The following is a 23,455-nucleotide window of genomic DNA, read 5'->3' on the forward strand; positions in this document are numbered from 1 at the left end:
TTTAAGGGCCGCGCCGTCTGACGGTAACACAGTAAGTTTAAGCGGTTTATGAAAAGATTTTTATTTTTAATTTTAGTTTTTTCCCTGCTTCCTTTGGTATCCAACGCCGAAGCCATCAAACTTAAAAACGGGACTATAATAAACGGATCGATCTTGGATAGGGGGGAATATATTTTAAGGGTGCAGACGAGCTACGGCCCCATATCGATAAATCAGGGCGAGGTTGAAGCCATAATGCCGGATTTGCACCGCGTGCTGTTGAAGGGCGGCGGGGAGTTCGTCGGAACGGTTGTCGATTTGGACGAATTTAATCTGACGTTAAATACGGACAGCGGGATAGTAAATTTGGACGTGGCGGAGATTTCTTCGATGGAAGTCTACGATTACGAAAGTGCGGAAAAGCAAAAGAAGTATATAACCAAGAAGCAAGAACTTGAACAGGCCGCTAAGGAAGAGGCCAAAGCCGCACAGGAAAGCGGGGATTCATCCTCCGGGGCCGCCGCGGCCGCTGCGACGGTATCATCTTCGGGATTATCCTTCGATGAAGATTTGGAAAGGGTATTCCCTTCCAAGCCGGAAGTGATTGAGCCTAAAATAACCTATAAATATCACGTTCACAGCATTCAGCAGCAAGAAGAACCCGAAGAAGAGGCCGAAAAACCTGCGCTGACGGAAGAAGAAAAGAAACAGCAAGAACAGGAAGACGCCTTGATTACCGATCAAATAAAGAAAAAGGATACGGGCAAAAACTATTTCGCCGTGAATCTTGGTATGATGAACAGCAGCCTTAATTTGGACTTATCCGAATATGGCGGCGCGGAAGAAAAAATCAGCGGTGCTAATGTAGCGTTTTCTTTAGCGTATATGAGGAAGATGACCAATCGTCTGTGGTTTGGCGGCTCAATAGGATACGCCATGCTGCCCGGCGGGGAGTTTGAGTTCCCTTTAAGCGGAGCGGAAAAGATGTATGTGGAAACTTCCGGGCAGGTATACGATATCAACTTGTTAAGCAATTTTTATCTTAATACTCAAAGTGCTTTAAGGTTTTATCTTACCGGCGGGCTTGGATACACCAGCTCAAGCGTGGAGGAAAGCCCCTCTAAATATGAATTGCTAAACGTTGAAACGGGCGAATACGGTTGGACTACGCAAGAAACGCACAGTATAAGCGGCGGCAATTTCAACGCTATGTTCGGGCTTGGTGCGGAATACGCGATTGACGACGTCAATTTGGGCTTTGAGGTTAAGGGCAAGTATTTCGGCTTTAAAGACGAGTTGGAGAACAGCTCGAAGATGAGCGTTTACGCGATGTTAAAGATAAACTGGTTCTTCTGATGAGGATTTTATTTGCGCCAAATTCTTTTAAAGGCAGTATAAGCGCGCGGGATATATGTGCTCGCGCGTCTTTTTTATCTGTCGCGCATGATGTGAAGTTTATGCCGTTTTCGGATGGCGGTGACGGTGTGCTTGACGTCTTTGCCGCCTCTTTTCCGTCGGCTAAAATCTATAAGGTAAAAGCTAAGGACGCTTTGGGGCGGACGAAAGAGGCGCCATATTTATTTTTACCGGACGGCAATACTTGCGTGATAGAAAGCGCCAAAGTTTGCGGGCTCGGCGAGCTGAAAAAGAGCGAGCTGGATATTATCCATGCTTCTTCTTACGGTATCGGACAGGTGATAAAAGCGGCTTATAAAAAAGGCGCGCGAACATTTTATATAGGGCTTGGCGGAGTCGCTTTTAACGATGGCGGGACTGGTATGGCCAAGGCTTTGGGATATAAATTTTTTGATGCTTCGGGCAGAGAGATTGGCACAGACATTAAAACATTACGCTTTTTGACGGGTATTAAAAAAGGCTCTTTCTGGGGGGATATTAAAGTATACGGCTTAAGCGATGTGGATAATCCTTTGTTGGGGGAGAAGGGTTCCGCGCGGGTATACGGCCCGCAGAAAGGGGCAAATGCGGCGCAAGTGGCGGAGCTTGAAGAAGCAATGGCGGCTTTATGCCGCGCAGCCAAAAAAGGTTTGGGCGTAAACATCAATACAAGGCATTGCGGCGCGGCGGGCGCTTTGGGCGCGGGCCTTAAAGGGTTTCTTGGGGCCAAGCTGGTAAGCGGAGCTCCGTTTATAGCGGCGCGGCTTAATTTGACGAGTGCGGTAAAACAGGCGGATTTAATAATTACGGGTGAAGGGAAGTTAGACGGACAAACTTTTTACGGGAAGGGACCTTTTTATATTTGCGATACGGCCAGGCGTCTGGGCAAACCCGTAATATTTATATGTGGTCTTAACGAAATAAAAGATAAGGCTTTGCTGAGCAAATATTCAATTGTCAAAGTAGTTGAAACAAGCCTCATAGCGGGCAGTGTGGATAAATCTTATAAAAAAGCCGGTTTTTATATTCAAGCGGCGCTTAAAGATTTGTTCGGATAAAAACGGGGAATTTAAGTTCTTTTCGCGGTGGATTTTGACGGCTGTGCAAATGATGCATAGCCATTTTATTTTTTAAGAGGCAGTACGAAGCGAAGGTGTAGAAGACGGATCTAAATTTTATTGCCTTTGGAAAGATTTTTTTGTTTTGCGTTGACAATCAGGCCCGCTAATTTTTAGACTAATTTATATCAAAATTGGGGGTAGCAATGAAAAACAGATATATAATGTTTTTTGTTTGTTTGCTCGTGTGTTTCCTGCCGATGCTTGGCGGGTTCGCGATAAGCGCGGATTCATTGGAGAAATGGTACGCCGCTTTAACAAAACCGGCTTTTACGCCGCCCGGGTGGCTGTTCGGGCCGATGTGGACGGTGCTGTATATACTGCTCAGCGTGGTGCTATACAAGTTGGTGCGCGCGGATATTGAACACAGCCTGAGAAAGCTTCTGCTGACATATTTCGGCTGGCAGCTGTTTTTGAATTTTCTGTGGACGCCGGTTTTCTTTGGGTTTCACGCGATTTTTTTAGCTTTATGCGTAATAGTGTTGATGGCGGCCTTATGTGTGGATTTTATCAGGCAGGCTTGGCGGGCAAAGCCCGTATTGGCATATTTGATGATGCCTTACACGCTTTGGCTTTGCTATGCCGGGTATCTTAACTGCGGGATATATATATTAAATTAAAGGAGAAAAGAGATGAAAGTTTGTATGATAGTGGCCGACGGCTTTGAGGAAATGGAAGCGATGTCCTCTTTTTCTGTAATGACGCGCGGAGGACTGGATGTTGATTTATACGGCCTTAACGGTGCTGAGGCTCTAAGCAAGCATGGGGTAAAGGTATGCGGATTAAAGCCTTTTGCTCTTTTTAAAGATGAAGATTATTCCGCCTTGGTATTGCCGGGCGGGCCGCATTACGCCGCTTTGGAAAGCAGCGAAGCCGTGCAATCTTTGATAAAAGATTTTTTGGCCAAGGGCAAGAAGGTGGCCGCGATTTGCGCCAGCCCTACAATACTTGGGCATATGGGCCTATTAAAGGGCAAGAACTATACCTGCTATACTTCCATGAACGAGGATTTTGGCGGAACTTATAAAGAGGATTATGCCGTTACCGACGGCCAAATAATAACGGGCAAAGGCCCCGCCGCGGCGATAGACTTCGGTTTGGAAATAGTGAAGCAATTAAAAGGAGAAGCCGCAGCCAAGGAAGCGAAAGAGGGAATGTATTATAGATAATTTTTTACGATTTGTGTAAAGAATTTTGATTAGAAAATAAAGCATCTTTTTGGGGCTTGCCAAAACGGGTTTTATTTTGTTATATGGAAGGGTAAGCTGTATAACACACAGAAAGGAGGAGTAGCATGAAGAAACTACTTGGCTTGTTTATGGCATTAGCTATTGCGATGCCTGCAAGCGCAGAGCTGTTAAGAAACTTTGAGCTAACCGGGGATGTGCAGGTTATAGCTTCGGACGTCAGGCATAATGCCTCAGGCGAATTCACCACCGGCACCAATATGCGTGTTTTGGCGGGCGGTTCATTTGACGTGGCGGAAAATGTACGCGCCAATTTAATGTTCCAGTACCTCAATCAATGGGGTTCCGGCCCTACGATAGAGGGTGTCACGCCCGGTACCATAGGCAAGAGCGCCAATGACTATTTGGATCAAATCCGCTTGGTGGAAGCCAATGTGGAGATGAAGGAGCTCTTCGGCTGGCTGGATATGAAAGTAGGCCGCCAGTTCTACGGAGACGAGGACAGTACGGTAATGTATATCGGGCCGAGATACTATAACTCGGAATTGAATGGTGCCACCAATTATAATTATGCCACCTCCATTGACGCGGTGAAATTGGCCTATGCCAATGACTTTGTCAACGCCAATGTGATTATGGGTGAGTTAGAAATATATAACTCTGCCGGCGCCGGGGTTCCCCCTATTTCCGCTACTGGCAACAAACATTATATGTACGGTTTGGACGCAAAGTTTAGACTTAGCGATCCTTTAAGCTTCCAATTATACGGCTATAATATAAAAGATGTTGGCGAAGACTATAATGGTTTTTACGGCGGCAAATTAACTTTCGCGCCGGAGGCTTTCCTCGTCAGCGCGGAATATGCCCGCAACCATGAGGGCAACAGGCTGATAAAAGAGTCGCACGATAATCCTTACCTGTTGAAATTGGACGCCAAACTCAATATGGACGCGTTTACGCCCAGAGCGGCTTTTGTATACAGCAAAGACTTTGCAGCGCCCTTTGGCAATTACAGGCCGGGCTTGTTGATGGGCGATTGGGCTCCGACGGAGATTATTTTAGCTTATGGCAGGATATACAATGTCGGCTTGGATTACAACTGGGAGAAATGGAACTTCGCTTTGGACGGCTATGCCTTCCAGGACAGAACCGCCCAGCATTCTGCTTCTTTGGAGGCGGACCTTGTAGTCAAGTATGACTATAACGACAATATCCAGCTCTTCGCGGGCGCCGGTTATATCAAATATAATTCTAACGATAGCAATACATTTGATGCCGCTGACAATACCAAGGGTCAGGTCGGCGTACTCGTAAGGCTTTAATATATAAGGCTTTAAATAAAAGCGGGGCTTTAAAAGCCCCGCTTTTTGTATGTTGTGAAAACCCCCAGCTAGGCCGGGGGATTTTTATTTTTGTTGTCTGACGGATAGAAAAATCGGTTTATAAAGAGGATTCTCCTTTCTTTATTTATTCAAAGACACATCTCCGCGCCGCTTGCCGAAAAAGGGCCGCTTAGGCAAATAAAAAACTCCGCTTTTTATAACAGTTCGCAAATATATTTGAATTTTCAAAAAAAGTCTTAAAGTATAAAATATATAAATAATCTTTTTAATTGCGTCTAAATATGGGGGTAAAATGTTTTTGGCAAGGCGTCGGGCTTGTTTGAAGTGGAGGCAAAGCGCGGCGCTGGCGGAGAAGCCGCGGAAAAGTAAAAAGGCTTGCCTTTGGAGTAACTCCAAGTATTAAAATATAAATAGCAGGGAATATTTTAAGGGGAGGAGGCTTTTAATGAATAAAATTAAAAAAACGGCATTCCTTGTTTTTGGCGTATGCATATTGGCATTGGGATGCGCTAGCGCGGCGAACAAGGCGGATAATCCCGCAGAACCTTTGCCCGGCAAACAAGCTAAAGCGATAGTATACTTTACCGAGGACATCACTCCCGAAGGGCTTGTAAAGATTTACGATAAAGTCGGCGTTAATATCAAAGGCAAGACGGCCATAAAAATACACACCGGCGAGCCTAACGGGCCAAACATAATACCGCGTGATATGGTAAAGGCCTTGCAGGCGCATGTGCCCAACAGTAATTTGGTGGAAACGAACACTTATTATAAAGGTGCTCGGCATAACACAAAAGACCATTTGGAAACTATAAAGACCAATGGTTGGGATTTCTGCGAAGTTGACATAATGGACGCCGACGGCGCCGTTATGCTGCCTATAAATGGCGGGAAGCATTTTAAGGAAATCTCCGTCGGGAAGAATTTGCTTAATTACGATTCAATGATAGCCCTTACTCATTTTAAAGGGCATGCCATGGGCGGGTTTGGCGGTTCTTTAAAGAACATTTCCATAGGCTGCGCGGATGGTAAAATCGGCAAGAAAATGATGCACGAGAAAAGTATGCAGAGCAAAGACGAAAGTTGGAGCGTTTCCGGCGCCGCTTTTCAGGAAAATATGGTTGAAGGAGGCAAAGCGGTTACGGATTTCTTCGGCGATAATATAGTTTACATCAATGTGCTTAGGAATATGTCGGTAGACTGCGATTGCGCGGGGGTCGGCGCGGCGGAGCCCAAAACTCGCAATATAGGGATATTGGCTTCCACCGATATTTTGGCGGTGGATCAGGCTTCTGTCGATATGGTCTACGCTTTGCCCGATGAAGAATCCCACGACTTAAAGGAACGTATAGAAAGCCGGGAAGGTTTAAGGCAGCTTAGCTATATGAAAGAACTCGGTATGGGCAATAATGAATACGAGCTTGTGAATATAGACTGAAAAAGAAGTTGTTTTTTGATAAGCGGGCCTATTGAGAGGCCCGCTTTTTTGTCAGAAAAGTTTATCAATACACAGGTAAAGCCCCAGCATATGAATATATTTGTTTATATCGTAGCTGGATAGGGATGCCTCTTCAAGAAAGCCTGTATCCGGGTAGAAGTAAGCGTAGTTTAATTTTAAGGAGAAATCGTCAAAAGCGTAAGCGGCCGACAAATTGACTTCCGAACCTATATATTGATTAAAAGAATCTTTAAAAGAGGAAGAGTAGTAAAATATTTCGAAATCCAAATTTAGGCGCGCCATTGCCTGAGGGGAAATGTTTACCCCGAAGGAGAGTGCCTGTATCGCGTTGGAAAACAGCTTTTGTCCGCCCGCTATATCGCCGTAGATATTGTAAGCGGATATGGGGGTAAAAGGCTCGGAAGATCTGTCGCTGGGGGAGGAGAAAGCCCAATTAAGAAATAATAGCGTAGATAGAGAGTCGGAAGATAAATCCGCCTCCGCATTGACGCCTAAAAAATAACCGTTGTATTTCTTTTCAAAAGAGTTGTTAAACATTTGATATTCTTCTTTTCCCGCGTTAAAAGCGAAATAGGCCGCCGCACTTAGTTTTGAGGTAAGATTGAGCCTCGTTCCCCCGCCAAAAAGATAGAGGGTTTCTTCTTTAGGCAATTGCGTAAAGTAGGAGAATAAGGAAATTTTCCAAAACGCATAGGGGGAAATATCCAATTTAAAACCGCCGGTCAAATCTTCGGCCTTTCCTAAGATGATGTCATAAGAAAGAATATCGCCCCCGAAAGAAAACGCCGCTCCGTCGATATAAGAGGGAAAGGAAAAATCATAATTATCGTCCGGGCCGAAATATACGGCAAAATTGGTATCACTGTCTGCGTAATACTGCCGCCCCAACTTTAAGGAATATTGGCCGAAATTCAAAAGCAAAAAAGCATTGGCGAAGGCGAGTTTTTGATCTTCCTCAAAGGCCTTGGAATAGTAAGTTTTAAAATAAGGCTCCGCGTATAAGGCCGCTGGAATAACGTCAAAAGAATATTGCAGCGGAGCATTGATAAAAAGATAGGCTAGGGAATAATCCTCCCCGTTATATATTGCCGATTTATTGTTTGATGCACCCGCATAGGATTGCAAAGACGGTTTGAACTCAAAATTGTTTATAGAGAACGAATTGGCCGCAGTTAAGAACGCCAAGACAAAAGCGGCAAACGAAAATAACCGTTTAAAGGACATAAAATAAAAATCCGAAAATATATTAACAAAAATATTTTAGATAAAAAGAAGAAATAAATATGTAATCAAAAAATATTATAAAAATAAAAAATATCGGTAAAAAGGAATAAAATTATAAAAAGTTTTTTGTGGTAAAGGGATAAATGTTGTATCTTTGTGAGTTGTAAACACCAAAATTTATTTTGCGTATTATTAAATACAAAAACATAAAATAGTATATATGCTTAGTTTTAAAGGTTTTCTGTATGCGGTAATTACTTCGGCTACATTCGGGCTGATACCGCTGTTTACCATTCCTCTTTTGCACGGCGGGATGAATACCCCTTCAATATTGTTTTATCGTTTTTCTATGGCCGCGGCTATGATGTGGGCATATTCTTTTTTTATGCGCAAATCGCTGCGGATAAGCATAAGGGAGTTGATAACCTTAGCCTGGCTAAGCTTGCTTTATATAGGTTCGGCTGTTTTTCTGTTTTCATCTTATTTGTATTTATCCAGCGGTATTGCGACTACGATGATGTTTCTTTATCCCGTATTTGTTGCGCTTATAATGATGTATGTGTTTAAGGAGAAAAAATCGCTTTGGACGATGTTCGCGATAGTTTTGGCTGTACTTGGCGTGGCTATGCTTTCTTGGAACGGCAGTGATGGCGGGGTAAGTTTTTTTGGCATTTTGCTGGCCGTTTTATCGGGGTTGTCGTACGGGGTGTATATTATAGCCGTGAACAAATCCTCTGTAAGAACAATGAGTTCCGAAAAGCTTACTTTTTACGTCTTTTTATTTACGGCCGTTTTTCTGCTTGCGGGAACTTCGTTGACGGGCTCCTTCCAAACGGTCGAGGCTTGGCAAGATATTTTTAATCTTGCGCTATTGGCTTTGGTGCCTACAATAATTTCAAACTTAACTTTAGTTTTGGCGATAAAGGCCATAGGCTCCACCTTTACTTCCGTGTTGGGCGCGATGGAGCCGCTTACGGCTATGGCGGTAGGGGTGTTTGTTTTTTCCGAGCCGTTTACGCTTTCCACGGCTTTGGGGGTTTTCCTTATAATTGCGGCGGTAAGCGTCGTCGTTTTGGCGCCCGCATTAGAAAAAGGTTACAGGACGGGCAAGTTCTTATATATAACTAAGATAAAAAGGATTCACCCCCATATAATCCCCCACCATTGACGCTTTGCAAAGTACGAATAATAGATAATCGTTAAATAACGCCGCAATATAGGCTTGCTTCTCTCATCGGTATGGCATATTATTGAAATTTGCCCCTTTTCCCTTAATATTGTTATATGGCTGCCTATGCGCGTTTGTAAAAAAGATTGTGGGTGCTTGCGTATGAGGGGCAAAACAGTATCGATATTATTTTATAGGTAAATAATTTACATATCAATTATTTTTTGTTACAATCCTTTTATGGAAAAACATCTTGTAACAAAATTGATCCAAGCCAATAAGACTTTAAGGCGTTCGCGTAATTCCTCGGAGTTATTGGTTAGGGCTACGGCTTTTTTGTATGCCAAGGCGGAAAAAATCACTAGCGGATTTTTTCTTTCCCAAGGCATTACTACGGCGCAGTATAATGTTCTGGCGCTTTTGGCTGAAGAGGACAATCACATCAATCAGCTGACGATAAGCAAGAGGATGTTGGTTTCCCCCGGAAATATTACGCGTATTTTGGATAAGCTGGTATCTGCGGGGCTTATAAAGCGGGAGGAAGACCCCCGTGACCGCCGCCACAAATGCATATCCATTACGGCAAAGGGGAGGGCTCTTCACAGCAAGATAAAGCCCGCCTATCACGCGTTTATACGCCGTCTTACGGAGTGGATATCGGAAGACGAACGCAAAGAGATGGCCTATGTTATGATAGAATGGGCGAATAAATTGGACGGTTTTTCTTATGATAAAGCGTAAATTGATTTTTGTTTTATGTTTATTGTCGGCTAGCACCCTGTTCGCGAAGGAATATTCTTTTGAGCAAGCCTATGACCGCGCTTTACAGACAAGCGACACCCTCTCTTCAGTCAAGCGGGAGCAGGAAATGTACCGTGCCCAGCTTAGCAGTGCGCGCGGCCTGTATTTGCCGCAAATAGGGGTAAAGGGCAGTTATACCGCGATTAACGATCCTATCTCGATAGATCTTAACGAAATTCGCAGCGCCATTCAGCCGCTGTATCCCGCGGGCGTAACTCTGCCGCCTTTTATGCTTAAGGTTCAAGACGAACAGTTTTTTCAGGCTCAGGCCTATGCGGCGTGGACGCTGTATTCAGGCGGGAAGATATCCTCCGCCAATAAGGCCGCGGGCGCCAATGTGGCGGGGGCCCAGGCCAAGCTGGATATGCTTAGCAATAATTTATTGGTGGAACTTACCAATAAATATTTTGGCGCTTTATTGTCCGATAAGATGGTGGAAGTGCGGGAAAAGTTTTTACAAAACGCGCGCCAAAACGCCAAGGACGGCGCGGATATGTTCCGCGTTGGTATGATAGCCAAAGTGGGAAAAATGTCCGTCGACGTGCTTCTGGCTCAGGCGGAACGCGACTATGCTTCCAGCTTAAATGACGCGCAAATGGCGCAGTCTTTGCTTAAAAGCCTGCTGAGGGAAAACGAGGATATAAAACTCGGGTCCTCTTTATTTGTCGTCGCGACAGAAAAGCTGCCCACTCTGCGGGCATTGCAGGATAAGGCTTTGGAGAATAATCCATCGCTGGCTCTTTTGGATAGTAAAATGGTACTGTCGGAGGCGAACGCAAAAGCCCAAAAATCCGGTTTTTTGCCTTCGGTATATTTGTTTGCCAACCGCGAATTATACACTAACGATTTAACGGTGCTGGACCCGGATTATGCTTACGGCGTCGGCTTTGCATGGAATCTGTTTGAAGGTGGGCGGACATATAACCAGACCAAGGCGGCCGAGAAGCAAACGCAAAGCATAATATCCCTTAAGCAACAGCAGACCAAGGATATTTTGACCGGCTTGGAATATTATTACAAGAAAATGCAGAACGCGGAACAAAATTATCGGGCTTTGCAAAAGGAATTGGCTTTTACCGAGGAATTTTACAAGACGAGGCGTTTGGGATTTAGGACCGGCACCAGCACCTCTTTGGAAGTGAATATGGCAATGACGCAATGGCTTAAGACGCAGCTGGACAGCCTTAAGGCGCAGTATGATTTTGTTACTTCGCTGGCTATGCTGCTCAGTTTAAGCGGTCAGGCGGATTTGTTTGGCGAGTATGCAAAGCAGGCTTTATAAGGAGAATTTATGAATAGTAAAAAATGGTTGTTTATCTTGGGCGGTGGTATAATAGCGGCGGCGGTATTGGCGGCACTGCTATGGCCTAAGGATATGTTTTTGCAGGGGGAAGTAGTTATAAGGCAGCTGAGTGTATCGCCTAGGATAGCGGGGCGCGTAGACCAAATTCTGGCGAGGGAAGGAGATATGGTCAGCAAAGGAGAGGTCGTGGCGACGCTTTACGCCCCCGATATGCTGGCCAAAGCCGCGCAGGCGCACGCCCCCCGGGAATTGGCGCAAAAAAGTTATGCCCGTATGAAGGAACTGTATGACGGGGGCGTAGTATCCGCCCAGAAATTGGACGAAGCCCGCGCCAACGCGCAGAAAGCGATGGGCGCGGTAAACGAGGTGGAAAGTTTCGTAAACGAAATGAAATTGGTTTCCCCCGTAGACGGGGAAGTGTCCTCAGTAGTGCTGGAGCAGGGCGAATTGGCCGCACCCGGCATAAGCGTACTTACGGTGCTGGACACTTCCGACGTATGGGTTTCTTTTAACGTCAGGGAGGATTTGCTTTCCAACTTCGCTTTGCAGAAAGAAATTATGCTGACTTTCCCTTCCTTGGGCAAAGAGTATTATCCCTTTAGGGTGACCTATATTTCCAAACAAGGCGATTATGCCGTTTGGAGCGCCACCAAAACGAGGGGGGAATTTGACTTGAAAACTTTTGAAGTCCGCGCAAAACCCGTCAATCCCATGCCCTCTTTGCGCCAAGGCATGACGGCTTTGATGGAAATCCCTTTATGAAAAATATTTGGCGCCGCATTATCCATAGGGAATGGGCTTTTATCTTTGAACGCAAAAAAAACTTCGGTTTTTTTATGCTCGCCTATCCTTTTGTAATAATGGGGCTCATACTCGCAATATTTTCCGGGAAAGTGTTGGACCAAATCCCCGTAGGAGTGGTAGATAATTCATCTGGATATTATTCCCGAGAGTTGATGCGGACATTAAAAAGCAACAGGTTTTTGTCGCCCCGTCCTTTCGCTACGGTCGCGGCCGCGCGCAAGGCTTTGGACCAGGGGCGGATATACGGAGTGGTATCAATAGATGAATCTTATGATAAAGATTTGCTAAAGAATAGCGGGGCGAGTATAAACGCCTGGATAAATAACGAGTTTTTGCTGGTAGGCGGCAATTTGACAAAAGGCCTAAACTCCGTAGTGGGTGCACTGCAAGCCAAATACCAGCGCAGAACCCTTGCCGCATTGGGGGTGCCAGCGTCGATGGGGGATTCTTTCGCCTCTCCTGTGCAGGTAAGCGAAAATATTCTTTATAACCCGGGTATGAATTATATTTATTTCCTTGGGTTGGGCCTTTTGCCCGCAGTGTTACAGATTTTTATTTGCATAAGCGTAAGCTACGCTTTGTTATGGGATATAAAAACATATCGCGCAAGACGATTAAGACGTGTTTTTGAAGAGCACCCCTACGCTGCCTGCGCCGCGAGAATAACTTTTTACTCCGTGGGTTATTTCGCGGTTTTTGTCATAATGTTGACCGGTATTATCGCTTTATTCCAAGTACCTGTGGAAGGAAGTCTTTTCCGAGTTATGTGCGGCGGTATTGCTTTTATTTTTATGACGGCTTGCGCAGGCCTTTTATTTGCTGGCTTTACCAATAATTTACGTTTTTGTTTAAGCATATGCGCCATTTATGCAGCCCCGGCATTTGCGTTTTACGGGGTATCTTTCCCGGTGCAGTCTATGCCGATATTGGCGCGGGCTTGGGCCGAATTTTTGCCGGGTACGCATTTAAACCGCATTTTCGTAAACGAATTGCTGCGCGGCGTCAACGCGGCCGGAACCTGGCAGGATATTTTGTTTATGACGGCTGTGGGGGCGGTATGTTTTGTGCTGGGGGCCAAGGGTTATTCCCGTTGGGTAAAACAGGATAAATATTTGGGGCCAAAGTTATGATTGAGTTTATATTAAGAGAATTGAAGGCATTGCTTAAAGACGGCGGCTTTATCCTGCTGGCTTTTGGCGGGCCGCTGTTTTATTCGTTTTTTTATCCGTTTCCGTATGCGCGCGAGGTTGCGCGCCAAATACCGGTGGCGGTGGTAGATCAAGATAATTCTGTCCTTTCCCGCCAGCTGGTGCGCATGATGAGAGCGGAGGAAGAAATATCCCCCGTTGCCTATCCTTCGCTGTCCGAGGCAAAGAAAGCGCTGGACCGTAGAGAAGTGTTTGCCGTAGTGTCGCTGGACGAGGATTTTGAGAGGGATATCCTCAAGCAAGTGCCAAAACGGGTACATATATATACCGACGCCAGCTATCCAGTTTACTATAAACAAGCCACTACCGCTTTGCAGAAAGCTATTAAGACGGTTTCCGCGGGCGTGGAAATTAAGAAGTTGCAGTCTCTTGGGGCAGGCAAAGCCGCAGCGCAGCTGCGCAGCCCGATAAAAATGAATATTGTCAATTTGTATAATCCTTTGGGATCTTATAGTAATTATGTGGTGCCAGCCGTGTTTGTGGCAATGGTGCACCAAATTATGCTGATAGTAATAGGCCTTAGGGCGGGTACGTTATACGAGCGAAAGAAGGAATACTCTAAAAGGCTTAAGCCGTTTAAAATATGGCTGGGGAAGATGTCTGCTTTCTTGCTTTTTATGGCGGGCTATTTCGTGTATTTGTTTATAATAATGTATCGTCTGTACGGGTTTAGCGGCGGAGAGCGTCTTCTTGAGTGGTTCTTGTTCTATATGATTTTTGCCGTGGCGACTATCGGTCTTGGTCTTACGATAGGAGGTTTATTTAAAGAGAGGGAAACCCCGATAGTATTTATCGTGGTAACGTCTTTGCCGCTATTGTTTATGTCTGGGGTTATTTGGCCGGTCTGGAAAATGCCTTTGGCGATACAAGCTCTAAGGCTGTGTGTGCCGATGACATACGGCATTAACGGGGCGGTGCGTTTGTTTGTGATGAATGTTTCTTTAGGGGATATTTTGCCTTATATTTACGGTTGTTCGATATTATCCATATTGTTTGGTTTTACGTCCTATTTGACTATAAAGAAGCGCTATCCGTTGGAGATGTAACTTAGGGGAATGTCCTGCAAGGGAAAAGGTTTTCAGGATAATTTTCTCCGCCAAACAAGACTGATATTAAATAGCAATAAATGGTATTTAAAATATTGGCAGTGTAGCGCTAGCGACTTAATGCACACTACAAACGGCAAAAATAGACAAACAGACGTATTATAAAGCACTTGCTTTGCAGATGCGGGAATATATGAGGGTAAATAACCTTTCCCAGCGGGAATGTGCCGCGGCCCTTGGCATGAGCCCCGCCCGCGTGAGCCAAATTCTTACTGAATATTAAATAAATTAGGAGTTGATGGCACTTCATCAATTGGAATGAGTTTGTAAAAGATTATTTTAGGCTTTTTCTCAGTAATATTTCCGAACTCATCTTCTCGACTTACAATACCATAAATTCGGCATTTTCTAAATATGCAATTTTTATATTGTTTAATGTCGCCTTTTTCTGGAATACAAGTTAGGATTTTTTCTTTATATTTAATTCCTAACCTGTTTGTAGAGGAATTACCACGAGTTATTTCTCCGATAAGTTCAACATTTTTTGCGTGTACCAATTCGGGAAGGATATCATCTTCCTCTTCTGTGCTAGCAAATATATATTTTTCTGAGAGCGAAATGTTTTCTTTTTGTAGCTCTTGATTTTCATCAATATATCCAACTTCCAATTCTCTTTCTGCAGAAATAGTGTTTGCCATTTTTCCCAGTAATCCCGGTGGTGTCTGTAAATACATATCAATCATATCTCTATGAACAACTATTTCTTTTCCAGCATCATTATATATTGTGATAAAGGGATCTCCAAAGGAACTTTTAGTTTTAAAAGTTGTATTTCCGAAAGACCCCAAATGTTTTGCTATTTTAATTACATTTTTAATGCATTTTAATGAATGTAAAAAAATATCTTTTGATGTAATATTTTTAAAATCATTTTGAGCTATTTGGGTGATTACACCTGCTGCATAAATGACAGCACCCCATTTTATAAGTGGAACGATAAATTCAAGACATCCTTGTTGAACTTTTACAGGAAGATCAAAGTTTAAATTTTCATATCTAGGATCTTCTTTTTTTAAGTAAAACTTAATAGCATTATGAAATCCACTAAGAGAAGAAACAATCTCTTGCGCCCCCATAATACCTTCTTGGACTGCGGTCCCTTCATATTTTAAATAACCAACGATATTATTTGTATGTTGTAATTGCCCCATAATTTTTTGTATTCCTGTAATTTTCTTAGATTAAGTTTGAACCTAGAATCTATTTTTAACTTGTTTCTGCCTAATGTACCCCTCATTGTATAACACACAATAATTGTTTCCAAAGAAAGCAAAATAGATTCTAGGTCGTTTTACTAGCTTTTAATGATTTAAGCGAAAGTCTGGGAAATAACTTTGGTGTCCTGTTTCTTCCACAAAGACTTTTTGGAATATTTCTAATTTACTTTCATCAGATAATGAAATATTGTTATCTTTCTCAATTTTGGCAATATACATCTCCCATTCTTCCAGATAAATTTTGTCTTGATTATCAAATAATAATTTGGCTAATTTCAGTTGGGCCGGGGTTGCCTTTAATAAATCGTTCCATTTATTAAATCCAACAATATTGGCTATGAGATGCTGAGCATTCATCAATGTGAAATGTTCTTCATCCCAGTCAAAAGTGAGAAATATTTCGTCTATATCAAAATACTTTGGGGAATACTTGTAAAAGGTATAACCCGTCACATTATCTATATAAGGAGTTTTTGTTTTATAATCCCGGAAGAGATTTTTGGCTTGCAATTTGAAGTATTCGATTTCTTTCATAATATAATCCTCTCTGTAACCAAGCTTGTTATCCATTATTATGCGTTCGTATCCTTAATTGGGATAATATACTTGGTAAGGTTATATTATCGTGTTGGCTGATAAAATCTTTGCACGAACGAGCTGGCTTGCCAACAAGCACAGATATATTCTAGTAAATTTTTTCAAAAATTAAATTTCGGGCAGTTAAATGAAGGGCAAAAGGATACAAAGATGCCTTTTGCCCTTGCTTTTGGAGCCCAAATGCGCCATAGGCAAAAGTATCTATTGGGGGCCGTGTGGCCCAAAATAAAAAATCCCCGACGATAGCGGGGGATAAACAAGCTAAAAAGGCATTAAAAAATCCCACCAAAAGTTCGATGGGAGTAAATATGGGGTGGTGTCCACTTGCGGCTACCCTGTTGCTATTGCCTCCCCGCCTAAAAGATAGTTTTTCTGTTCCGGCAAACAGGGAATATCTTTTTGTGGCAAAGCTATTGTTATATCTACTTTTTATCCAGATATTAAGATACGCGGAACAAGACCTTTATAAGGTGGCAAATTCCCTGATAAACAGGGAAAATACAGGGAATTTTTGTGTTTTTCCCTTATTACATAAGGAAAGGGGCGACTCTCTGTATAGTGCCGTTCCTATCTAATTTACCCAAATTCCCTAAAATCATAACAAGGAAATTAAATATCGATCAGTGTTTAAAAAAAGATTTTTTTGATTTTTTGTCCCAAATATATTTGCATTTGTCCCGTTTTTTTGTATCATAACCTAAGGAGTCTTTCTATGAAAAAACAAAATATTGTTAATTTAATCAAATATCATGTTGACAAGAACGAGGATGCTTTTATTTCGGAAGTTACCGAGATTGCTAGAGATTTTGATATGAAAGGCGATCATTCTCTTGCACAATATATAATGGAACTTATTGCTAGTGCAGATTTCTATATTCCCCAAAATAGTTATACAAATTTAAGATACTTGCAAAAAAAGGAGTACTCCTTAAAACCATTATTATTGCCTAACATTATTGAAGAAGATATTATGGGTATAACCAGGGCAATTAATAATAAGGCAGGTTTGTCAAAATTTCTTTTTTATGGAGAACCAGGAAGTGGAAAGACGGAGTCTGCTTATCAAATTGCTCGTTTGCTTAATCGGGATATTTTATCTGTAAATTTTGAACAATTGGTCGATAGTCGGTTAGGAGAAACTGGGAAAAATGTTTCCCTTCTTTTTGATGAGATTAATCACCTTTCATATAACAGAGTTATAATTGTTTTTGATGAAATTGATTCTATAGTATTGGATCGTGTTAATAAAAATGATTTGCGAGAAATGGGGAGGGTTACCTCATTATTTTTAAAAGAAATGGATAGACTCAACGAAAATATCATAATAATAGCAACGACCAACTTACATAAAAGTCTTGATAAGGCTCTGATGCGTCGGTTTGACGGCGTAATATCATTTGATAGATATTCAAAAGAGGATCTAGTCGATATTGCCTCCTCAATGCTTGTAGATTATTTAAAAAGGCTTCATAATTCCAAGCAAGATATGCGTTTGTTTCATAAAATACTTAATAAACAAACGAAATTACCTTATCCCGGAGATCTCAAGCAGATTATAAGAACAGCAGTTGCTTTCAGCGATGCTTCGTCTGGCTATGATTATTTAAGAAAAATATATTTGGCTCTTAATGGCAATTTAGAAAAAGTTGATATTCAAACTCTTAATAATGAGGGATTCACTACGAGAGAAATCGAAATTTTATCTAGAATTTCTAAAAGTAGTGTATCGCGTAAGTTACGGAGAATATAAATGAATCGTTTATTACAAGTCAAAATGCCTTTTACGAGTGAAAAAAACACTCAAACGCCAGGTTCTAGAAATTTGCGTAAAGGGAATGAAACAAGTGTCGAAAAAATCGATAAACTTTCTGCAGATTTGAAAGCGGTATTGCTGTATTATAAAGGAATTCCTAAGATAATTGATAATATTATCATTGATGTTAATTACAATGATATCATTGCAAAATCTAACAGAATTGTGGATTTACTTAAGCCAACAGGGAAAAGTACGAATGATATGGTAGTTGGGGCAAGGTTTTCTGCTGGTAGTGTTGGCGAAGAAAATCATATCATTACTTATTATATTGATGTTAAAACAATTTCTAAAACTTTAGATGAGTTAGAAGTTGCGAAAGCTTTTTTAACAGATAAACTTTCTGGAAAAGCTGTCGTTGATAATTTTAATGAACCCTTAAATAAATTGTCTTATGAAGGGTACTCTCTTTCTAAAAGCAAATTAAGAAATCTTATTGTAGATTGTTCTGTGGTATCTTCTTTTTCTGTTCCTAAACCTTCTTATAGCGCAGGTAAAGATTCAGTCTTGATTACTTTTTATAAAACAGAAATTCCTCTTGCAACACTTTTAGAAAAGCTCCAAATAGATGAAAGAAAATATCCATATTATTTTTATGGAGAAGATTCCATATCTGTTACCAAGGATTTGTATGAGATACTAACGGATAGAGTTCCTTATTTAATATCCATGATATCTTCTGATATTTCTAAAATTGCTTTTGAAAAATCTGTGAACAATCGCTCTATGGAAGCTTTTACTGTTCCCCTTCCTGCAAAAGAACCTGTAATCGGAGTAATTGATACCCTTTTTGATGAAAATGTGTATTTTAAAGAATGGGTTGAAAATATAGATTATCTGGACGATGAAGAACGGTATTTTATGGGAAGCGCATCAAGAGATCATGGAACCGAAGTCACTTCTTTAATTGTGGATGGTCCTCAATTAAATCCTTGGTTAGAGGATGGCTGTGGCCGTTTTAGAGTTAAACATTTTGGAGTTTGTATAGATAAAATTTCTCCAGCTAGGCTTATTAGAAAAATTAAAGAAATTGTTTCCAATAATCCTGAAATTCATGTATGGAATCTCTCTTTGGGGACAGAAGATGAAATATCAAAAAATTTTATTTCATATGATGCTGCGATGTTGGATGAATTGCAAGTTAATAAGAATATTATTTTTGTAGTTTCTGGAACTAATGATAACAGAAAGGATAAGAAGAACACTATTAAGATAGGTTCTCCTGCCGATTCTTTAAATGCGGTAGTTGTAAATTCCGTAAAACGTAATGGTAGTCCTGCCTCATATTCTCGGCAAGGAAATGTGTTGTCTTTTTTTAATAAACCCGATGTTGCTTATTACGGGGGAGATTTTAATGAACGTATCAAAGCATATTCTTCGAATGGCGAAGTGGATGTTTTTGGTACCTCCTTTGCCGCCCCTTGGATTAGTAGAAAATTGAGTTATTTAATTGATGTAATGGGTTTATCAAGAGAGGTCGCTAAAGCAATAATTTTGGACGCTGCGGCGGGGTGGGAGTATAAGAAAGCCACGTACAAAATTAAAAATCTTGTTGGTTATGGTGTTGTTCCTGTACATATACAAGATATTTTATCAACAAAAGATGAAGAGTTTAAATTTATGGTTTATGGAACTGCTAGTTCTTATAAAACTGTTAATTATGCAATTCCAATTCCTAAAGATGAAAATGGTAACTATCCGTACGTCGCGAGAGCAATATTGTGTTATTTCCCAAGATGTTCCCGGAATCAGGGCGTTGATTATACCAATCGAGAATTATCAATAAAATTTGGGCGGGTTGATTTGAAAGGAGTCATTAAAGATATAAACGATAATGTTCAAGATGATAGTGAGTCTTATATTGATGAACGAAAGTCAAGGGAAGAATTTAGAAAATGGGAAAATTCTAAATTCATTTCAAAGATTTTTAATCGTAATAAGCCTCTGCAATCATATAAAGATCGTTTGTGGGGTCTTTCTCTAATATCGAAAGAAAGATTGAAATCAAGAACAGAAGAAGGTTTGAACTTTGGGATTGTTATCACACTAAGAGAACTGTTTGGTGTAAATAGAATTCAAGATTTTGTTAAAGCTTGTTCTTTAAGAGGCTGGATTGTGGAGTATTTGAATGTTAATCATAGGCTTGAATTATATAATACCAATCAAGAGGAAGTAAAATTTGAATAAGTCTTTATTTGCGGATGCTGTTAATGGAAATGGAGTTAGAAAGCAATGTCGCTGGTATTTAAGAAAATAGAAAGTGGAGAGATTTTTACACGAGATTTCAATCCTCTAGTCCAAAATAATGAAATAACTTTTCCGACAACTGAGGAAATAGTAGTAATTTATGGTCCGAATGGCACAGGAAAAACGAGCCTTATTAGGGTTTTGGCAGATACCCAAAATACAAGAGTTCAGTTTTCTCTGAATGATACAGAGTACAATAGAGGCTCAGAAATTTTTCATATTATTAATGATCAAAATAATCGTAATATTATTTCTGGAAAAACTAGTGATTTTTTTCTAGGGGATAATATCCGGAAAGAGGTTAAACTACAAGAACAAATTCTTGTTGATCGTAATGTCCTTTTGTCCTCCATTTTAGACCTTATAAAAAATACTTTTAATATTTCTGCAGGTAATAGCCCACTAATCGACTTGTTATCTAAAAAAGAATTGATTGCCTTTATAAAAGATTGCGCTAATAGTAGATCTAAAGGCAAGCATTATACGATGGAGAAACTGGTAGAGTTATTGCAATCTCTGACGTTTCAGCATATACCAAAATATGACTCTAATAAACTCGCATTTCTTCAGAGGGACTGGGGTGATAAATCATCAATAATAAAACAAATAGAGGCTTTGGTCGGTGCCGACATTAGCCCGAATATTCATGTTTATGAGATTGAGGAAAACACAGAGGCAATTAAAATTCTTTCTCGCTTTCATAGAGATAAATGTATAGTATGTGATAGTGAAGGCATTAATTGGAGTGCTCTGCTGAAGGCCAAAACGGACCATAGACAAACTACGCTTGAGGCCTTGGATAAAAAAATCAAAGAAGCTATAGAGAAAGCGATACCATTCGTGCCTACTTCTGATCCATTTAATATAAAAACTTGCTTATTAAATGCTACTGCGAGTGGAGATACGGAAGGACTTACTTCTTTGTTCAAATAGTTTGCTGTGTACAAGAAGCTATATGGGGATCTGATAGAAAACGAAATTATTGATATTGTAAAAGGAAATGATCTGATTGCACATTATGCTGAGTATCAACGTGTCATTTCAGAAAAACCTAATATTACAGATGAGGATTATCTCTATATTCAAGAGATTATCAGCAATAGTATGAGTAAGCCTCTCACTGTAGAGAGAGATGAAAATAAACGGTTACGAATTTACCTGTCAAATCAAGAATTTTTAGGAAAGACTCGCGATGAGTTACCGTTAAGTGCAGGAGAACAGAATTTTCTTTCTTTGACCTTTGAATTTTTGCGCGCGAAGAATTCTCATTGTCCAATAGTAGTGATTGATGATCCTGTATCCAGTTTTGATTCTATATACAAGAATAAAGTAGTATATGCTATTGTAAAGATGTTGTCCCATAAAAAACGGATTATATTAACTCACAATACTGACTTAATTCGGTTGTTGGCTTCTCAGTATAGGCATTGTTTCAATCTATATCTGTTAAATAATACCGAAGGCGAACTTAATGGTTTTATCCCGTTGCAAAAACATGAGCAAGACATGCTTATCAGTCTTGAAAAACTTTTAGTTGCTTTTAGAGAAATTGTCCCTTCCTGTGTCATTAGTCCAGAGCTATTTTTAATTGCTATGATTCCCTTTATGCGCGGATATGCGAATGTCATTTGCAACAAACCTTTGGTTGACACTCTGACTCAAGTAATGCATGGATATAAAACAGAAAAGGTAGATATTGCAGAAGCGTATTCGCAATTATTTGGGGCACATTCAAATCTTCCGATTTCTTATAAGGTGTCTGTAACAGATATTCTCAGTAAAACCGTTGATGGTATACACTTGCTTGATCCTAAAAGGTTTCCTTTACTGGATCGAACATTACGTCACTCATTTATATATTTATTTCTTCGTCTGCTAGTTGAGAAAAAACTTGTTGAGAAGTTTAGGATTAACACCGCGAAGTATAGCCAGCTAGGACAGATTATATCGGCTGCATATCCCGATGAAAAAGATGTCGCACAAATTCGCAACCGTATTCGGTTAACTTCAAAAAAGACTCTTATCAATGAATTCAACCATTTCGAAGGGAACCTAAGTATTTTCCAACCAGCCATTGATATTACGGATCAAGCTCTTGGAAAGGAGCGGACGGATCTTATAACTTTTATTAGTACTTTATAGACCTATAGGATATCTTTTAATAGGGTAATTAGGTACTATTTTGGTTTTTGGGATAAATTGGGTGAGAAAAATGGGTATTTTAAGAGAAAATAATAAGAAAGCTTTATATATAGATAATTCCACATTGTTTCTTTTAGGAAATGGCTGTTCGATGGAATACGGTTTTCCTAGTGGGGATAATTTGCTTGTTGAGGGATTTAATATTATTCAAAAATATACCTATGATACTAATAGTCTTCTGCAGGGAAAAGCGTTTGGGATATATCAGTCCTTAGAATCATTATTAAGTAGTTTGAGTGATTTACATAAAAAAGTTTCAGTAGGAAATCTTGAGTTTTTGCATGTGCCTGAATACTTGTACAGACTTATAACCGCGCATGAGCCTAATTTGTGTTCTTGTAGAGAAGAATGTCCGTATGCGTGCCATGATAAAACATTATCAGAAATTGGATTTGAGATTTCAAAAGAAAAATATGAAAGCTGTAAAAAAATACGAGAAATTTTAGATCAAAACAAGATTTGGAAACTCTTTCCTGAGTTGACTGAAAAATATCAAGACAATGAAACTTACGGTCAGGGTTGTGTGGATTGGAAGAAAAAATCAATAACTGATATCTATGATAGTCTTGCAAATTTGACAGTTTCTATTTTGTTTTTCTTTTATGAACAGGCTAAGAAAAATATCAAAGTCGATCCTTATTTAGATTTCTGTCAAAAATTAAAAAGATATCAGGGAAATATTATTAATTTAAATTATGATTTATTATTTGAGGATGCAAAAAAGCAGTGTAATGTTGCTTCATTTAAGATATATAAACCTCACGGTTCTTTTGATTTGGTGTATTACACGCGGGAACCGAGGGATTATTGGAATTGTGCGAGAATTCGGCAGAATGTATATCAGCTTTTAGAGGAAAAAAATATTAATGAATTTTATCAAGGGAGGTATCTTGTTAAGAATCCTTTGTGTGTGGCTTATTCTAATATAAATACCCATCAATCAATTTCTCAAACGAAACAAGCTCGATTTGTCAAAGAGTATACAATCCCTATGTTGCAACAATTAAAAAGGGAAATGAGTTCATTTAATAAGGTTGTTTCAATAGGATACTCATTTTCTGTCGATACTACTGGCAATCAGTTCATCGATCACCATATTATTGAACTGTTTAGAGGTAAAGATCTTTATATTGTGGGCAAAGGGAATACTTCACCTATTGCAAGAATCGTACGCAAGATTATGCCTAATATTCAAGCCCATCCTACTGATTTTGATGGATTCTCTGATTATGTGAAGCAAATAAAATAATGTTTGTTTTCCCACTATTTTAATAGAGAAACAGC

The 23,455-nt window shown here is 40.4% G+C and carries 21 protein-coding genes; 18 read left to right on the top strand and 3 right to left on the bottom strand.

From position 1 onward, the window contains the following. The first annotated feature begins 48 nt into the window (after positions 1–48). The 6 genes from ACQY3M_RS02780 (at position 49) to ACQY3M_RS02805 (ending at position 6,460) form a co-directional block, all read left to right on the top strand. Positions 49–1,335 carry an outer membrane protein gene (locus ACQY3M_RS02780; RefSeq protein ID WP_428065943.1) on the top strand — a complete coding sequence of 429 codons (1,287 nt, stop codon included), beginning with the start codon at positions 49–51 and terminating at the stop codon, positions 1,333–1,335. Beyond that, on the top strand, positions 1,335–2,432 hold the full coding sequence (locus tag ACQY3M_RS02785) for a glycerate kinase (RefSeq protein WP_428065944.1): 1,098 nt from the start codon (positions 1,335–1,337) through the stop codon (positions 2,430–2,432). Before ACQY3M_RS02780 ends, ACQY3M_RS02785 begins: the two co-directional genes overlap by 1 nt. 206 nt (positions 2,433–2,638) lie before the next feature. Beyond that, the gene (locus ACQY3M_RS02790) at positions 2,639–3,112 is read left to right on the top strand and encodes a TspO/MBR family protein (RefSeq protein ID WP_428065945.1); all 474 of its coding nucleotides are present in this window, start codon (positions 2,639–2,641) and stop codon (positions 3,110–3,112) included. Between the two features lie 12 nt (positions 3,113–3,124). Next, complete coding sequence (locus ACQY3M_RS02795; protein ID WP_428065946.1) at positions 3,125–3,661, top strand: DJ-1 family glyoxalase III; 537 nt, start codon at positions 3,125–3,127, stop codon at positions 3,659–3,661. 125 nt (positions 3,662–3,786) lie between these two features. Then, the gene (locus ACQY3M_RS02800) at positions 3,787–5,001 is read left to right on the top strand and encodes a porin (RefSeq protein WP_428065947.1); all 1,215 of its coding nucleotides are present in this window, start codon (positions 3,787–3,789) and stop codon (positions 4,999–5,001) included. Between the two features lie 466 nt (positions 5,002–5,467). After that, positions 5,468–6,460 carry a DUF362 domain-containing protein gene (locus tag ACQY3M_RS02805; RefSeq protein WP_428065948.1) on the top strand — a complete coding sequence of 331 codons (993 nt, stop codon included), beginning with the start codon at positions 5,468–5,470 and terminating at the stop codon, positions 6,458–6,460. A 51-nt stretch (positions 6,461–6,511) separates the two neighbouring features. On the opposite strand, the gene ACQY3M_RS02810 is transcribed toward ACQY3M_RS02805, so the two are convergent. Next, entirely contained in the window at positions 6,512–7,705 is a 1,194-nt protein-coding gene (locus ACQY3M_RS02810; protein ID WP_428065949.1) for a hypothetical protein, read from the bottom strand. 220 nt (positions 7,706–7,925) lie between these two features. On the opposite strand from ACQY3M_RS02810, the gene ACQY3M_RS02815 reads away from it, so the two are divergent. The 6 genes from ACQY3M_RS02815 (at position 7,926) to ACQY3M_RS02840 (ending at position 14,035) form a co-directional block, all read left to right on the top strand. Next, positions 7,926–8,873, top strand: a complete 948-nt coding sequence (locus ACQY3M_RS02815; protein ID WP_428065950.1) for a DMT family transporter — start codon at positions 7,926–7,928, stop codon at positions 8,871–8,873. A 240-nt stretch (positions 8,874–9,113) separates the two neighbouring features. Beyond that, on the top strand, positions 9,114–9,614 hold the full coding sequence (locus tag ACQY3M_RS02820) for a MarR family winged helix-turn-helix transcriptional regulator (RefSeq protein WP_428065951.1): 501 nt from the start codon (positions 9,114–9,116) through the stop codon (positions 9,612–9,614). Then, the gene (locus tag ACQY3M_RS02825) at positions 9,601–10,956 is read left to right on the top strand and encodes a TolC family protein (protein WP_428065952.1); all 1,356 of its coding nucleotides are present in this window, start codon (positions 9,601–9,603) and stop codon (positions 10,954–10,956) included. The genes ACQY3M_RS02820 and ACQY3M_RS02825 overlap by 14 nt, the downstream gene beginning before the upstream one ends. 9 nt (positions 10,957–10,965) lie before the next feature. Then, positions 10,966–11,739 carry an efflux RND transporter periplasmic adaptor subunit gene (locus tag ACQY3M_RS02830; RefSeq protein WP_428065953.1) on the top strand — a complete coding sequence of 258 codons (774 nt, stop codon included), beginning with the start codon at positions 10,966–10,968 and terminating at the stop codon, positions 11,737–11,739. Further along, positions 11,736–12,911: an ABC transporter permease gene (locus tag ACQY3M_RS02835; RefSeq protein ID WP_428065954.1), complete on the top strand. Its 1,176-nt coding sequence runs from the start codon at positions 11,736–11,738 to the stop codon at positions 12,909–12,911. Before ACQY3M_RS02830 ends, ACQY3M_RS02835 begins: the two co-directional genes overlap by 4 nt. Beyond that, a complete protein-coding gene (locus ACQY3M_RS02840) occupies positions 12,908–14,035 on the top strand; it encodes an ABC transporter permease (RefSeq protein WP_428065955.1) in 1,128 nt (375 codons plus the stop codon). Before ACQY3M_RS02835 ends, ACQY3M_RS02840 begins: the two co-directional genes overlap by 4 nt. Before the next feature lie 269 nt (positions 14,036–14,304). On the opposite strand, the gene ACQY3M_RS02845 is transcribed toward ACQY3M_RS02840, so the two are convergent. Beyond that, positions 14,305–15,246, bottom strand: coding sequence for a hypothetical protein (locus ACQY3M_RS02845; RefSeq protein ID WP_428065956.1), 942 nt, complete (start codon positions 15,244–15,246; stop codon positions 14,305–14,307). A 150-nt stretch (positions 15,247–15,396) separates the two neighbouring features. Continuing rightward, positions 15,397–15,846, bottom strand: coding sequence for a hypothetical protein (locus ACQY3M_RS02850; protein WP_428065957.1), 450 nt, complete (start codon positions 15,844–15,846; stop codon positions 15,397–15,399). A gap of 278 nt (positions 15,847–16,124) precedes the next feature. Here ACQY3M_RS02850 and ACQY3M_RS02855 point away from each other — a divergent pair, with 278 nt between their 5' ends. The 6 genes from ACQY3M_RS02855 to ACQY3M_RS02880 all read left to right on the top strand — a co-directional run bounded on the left by ACQY3M_RS02855 (position 16,125) and on the right by ACQY3M_RS02880 (position 23,420). Beyond that, on the top strand, positions 16,125–16,484 hold the full coding sequence (locus ACQY3M_RS02855) for a hypothetical protein (RefSeq protein ID WP_428065958.1): 360 nt from the start codon (positions 16,125–16,127) through the stop codon (positions 16,482–16,484). Positions 16,485–16,621: 137 nt separating this feature from the next. Beyond that, positions 16,622–17,659, top strand: a complete 1,038-nt coding sequence (locus ACQY3M_RS02860; RefSeq protein ID WP_428065959.1) for an AAA family ATPase — start codon at positions 16,622–16,624, stop codon at positions 17,657–17,659. Further along, positions 17,660–19,909, top strand: coding sequence for a S8 family peptidase (locus tag ACQY3M_RS02865; RefSeq protein WP_428065960.1), 2,250 nt, complete (start codon positions 17,660–17,662; stop codon positions 19,907–19,909). A 45-nt stretch (positions 19,910–19,954) separates the two neighbouring features. Next, a complete protein-coding gene (locus ACQY3M_RS02870; protein ID WP_428065961.1) occupies positions 19,955–20,902 on the top strand; it encodes a hypothetical protein in 948 nt (315 codons plus the stop codon). Between the two features lie 6 nt (positions 20,903–20,908). Then, the gene (locus tag ACQY3M_RS02875) at positions 20,909–22,111 is read left to right on the top strand and encodes an AAA family ATPase (RefSeq protein ID WP_428065962.1); all 1,203 of its coding nucleotides are present in this window, start codon (positions 20,909–20,911) and stop codon (positions 22,109–22,111) included. Positions 22,112–22,181: 70 nt separating this feature from the next. Further along, positions 22,182–23,420: a hypothetical protein gene (locus ACQY3M_RS02880; RefSeq protein WP_428065963.1), complete on the top strand. Its 1,239-nt coding sequence runs from the start codon at positions 22,182–22,184 to the stop codon at positions 23,418–23,420. The last annotated feature ends 35 nt before the right edge of the window (positions 23,421–23,455 follow it).

This window comes from Candidatus Proelusimicrobium volucris, assembly GCF_959605025.1.
In the GTDB taxonomy this organism is placed as follows: Bacteria; Elusimicrobiota; Elusimicrobia; order Elusimicrobiales; family Elusimicrobiaceae; genus Proelusimicrobium; species Proelusimicrobium volucris.

Coding starts and splice junctions, on each gene's coding strand:
- ACQY3M_RS02830 (WP_428065953.1), top strand. CDS start 10,966: ATGAATAGTAAAAAATGGTTGTTTATCTTGGGCGGTGGTATAATAGCG.
- ACQY3M_RS02790 (WP_428065945.1), top strand. CDS start 2,639: ATGAAAAACAGATATATAATGTTTTTTGTTTGTTTGCTCGTGTGTTTC.
- ACQY3M_RS02795 (WP_428065946.1), top strand. CDS start 3,125: ATGAAAGTTTGTATGATAGTGGCCGACGGCTTTGAGGAAATGGAAGCG.
- ACQY3M_RS02870 (WP_428065961.1), top strand. CDS start 19,955: ATGTCGCTGGTATTTAAGAAAATAGAAAGTGGAGAGATTTTTACACGA.
- ACQY3M_RS02880 (WP_428065963.1), top strand. CDS start 22,182: ATGGGTATTTTAAGAGAAAATAATAAGAAAGCTTTATATATAGATAAT.
- ACQY3M_RS02815 (WP_428065950.1), top strand. CDS start 7,926: ATGCTTAGTTTTAAAGGTTTTCTGTATGCGGTAATTACTTCGGCTACA.
- ACQY3M_RS02805 (WP_428065948.1), top strand. CDS start 5,468: ATGAATAAAATTAAAAAAACGGCATTCCTTGTTTTTGGCGTATGCATA.
- ACQY3M_RS02800 (WP_428065947.1), top strand. CDS start 3,787: ATGAAGAAACTACTTGGCTTGTTTATGGCATTAGCTATTGCGATGCCT.
- ACQY3M_RS02820 (WP_428065951.1), top strand. CDS start 9,114: ATGGAAAAACATCTTGTAACAAAATTGATCCAAGCCAATAAGACTTTA.
- ACQY3M_RS02810 (WP_428065949.1), bottom strand. CDS start 7,705: ATGTCCTTTAAACGGTTATTTTCGTTTGCCGCTTTTGTCTTGGCGTTC.
- ACQY3M_RS02835 (WP_428065954.1), top strand. CDS start 11,736: ATGAAAAATATTTGGCGCCGCATTATCCATAGGGAATGGGCTTTTATC.
- ACQY3M_RS02860 (WP_428065959.1), top strand. CDS start 16,622: ATGAAAAAACAAAATATTGTTAATTTAATCAAATATCATGTTGACAAG.
- ACQY3M_RS02865 (WP_428065960.1), top strand. CDS start 17,660: ATGAATCGTTTATTACAAGTCAAAATGCCTTTTACGAGTGAAAAAAAC.
- ACQY3M_RS02850 (WP_428065957.1), bottom strand. CDS start 15,846: ATGAAAGAAATCGAATACTTCAAATTGCAAGCCAAAAATCTCTTCCGG.
- ACQY3M_RS02825 (WP_428065952.1), top strand. CDS start 9,601: ATGATAAAGCGTAAATTGATTTTTGTTTTATGTTTATTGTCGGCTAGC.
- ACQY3M_RS02780 (WP_428065943.1), top strand. CDS start 49: ATGAAAAGATTTTTATTTTTAATTTTAGTTTTTTCCCTGCTTCCTTTG.
- ACQY3M_RS02840 (WP_428065955.1), top strand. CDS start 12,908: ATGATTGAGTTTATATTAAGAGAATTGAAGGCATTGCTTAAAGACGGC.
- ACQY3M_RS02845 (WP_428065956.1), bottom strand. CDS start 15,246: ATGGGGCAATTACAACATACAAATAATATCGTTGGTTATTTAAAATAT.
- ACQY3M_RS02785 (WP_428065944.1), top strand. CDS start 1,335: ATGAGGATTTTATTTGCGCCAAATTCTTTTAAAGGCAGTATAAGCGCG.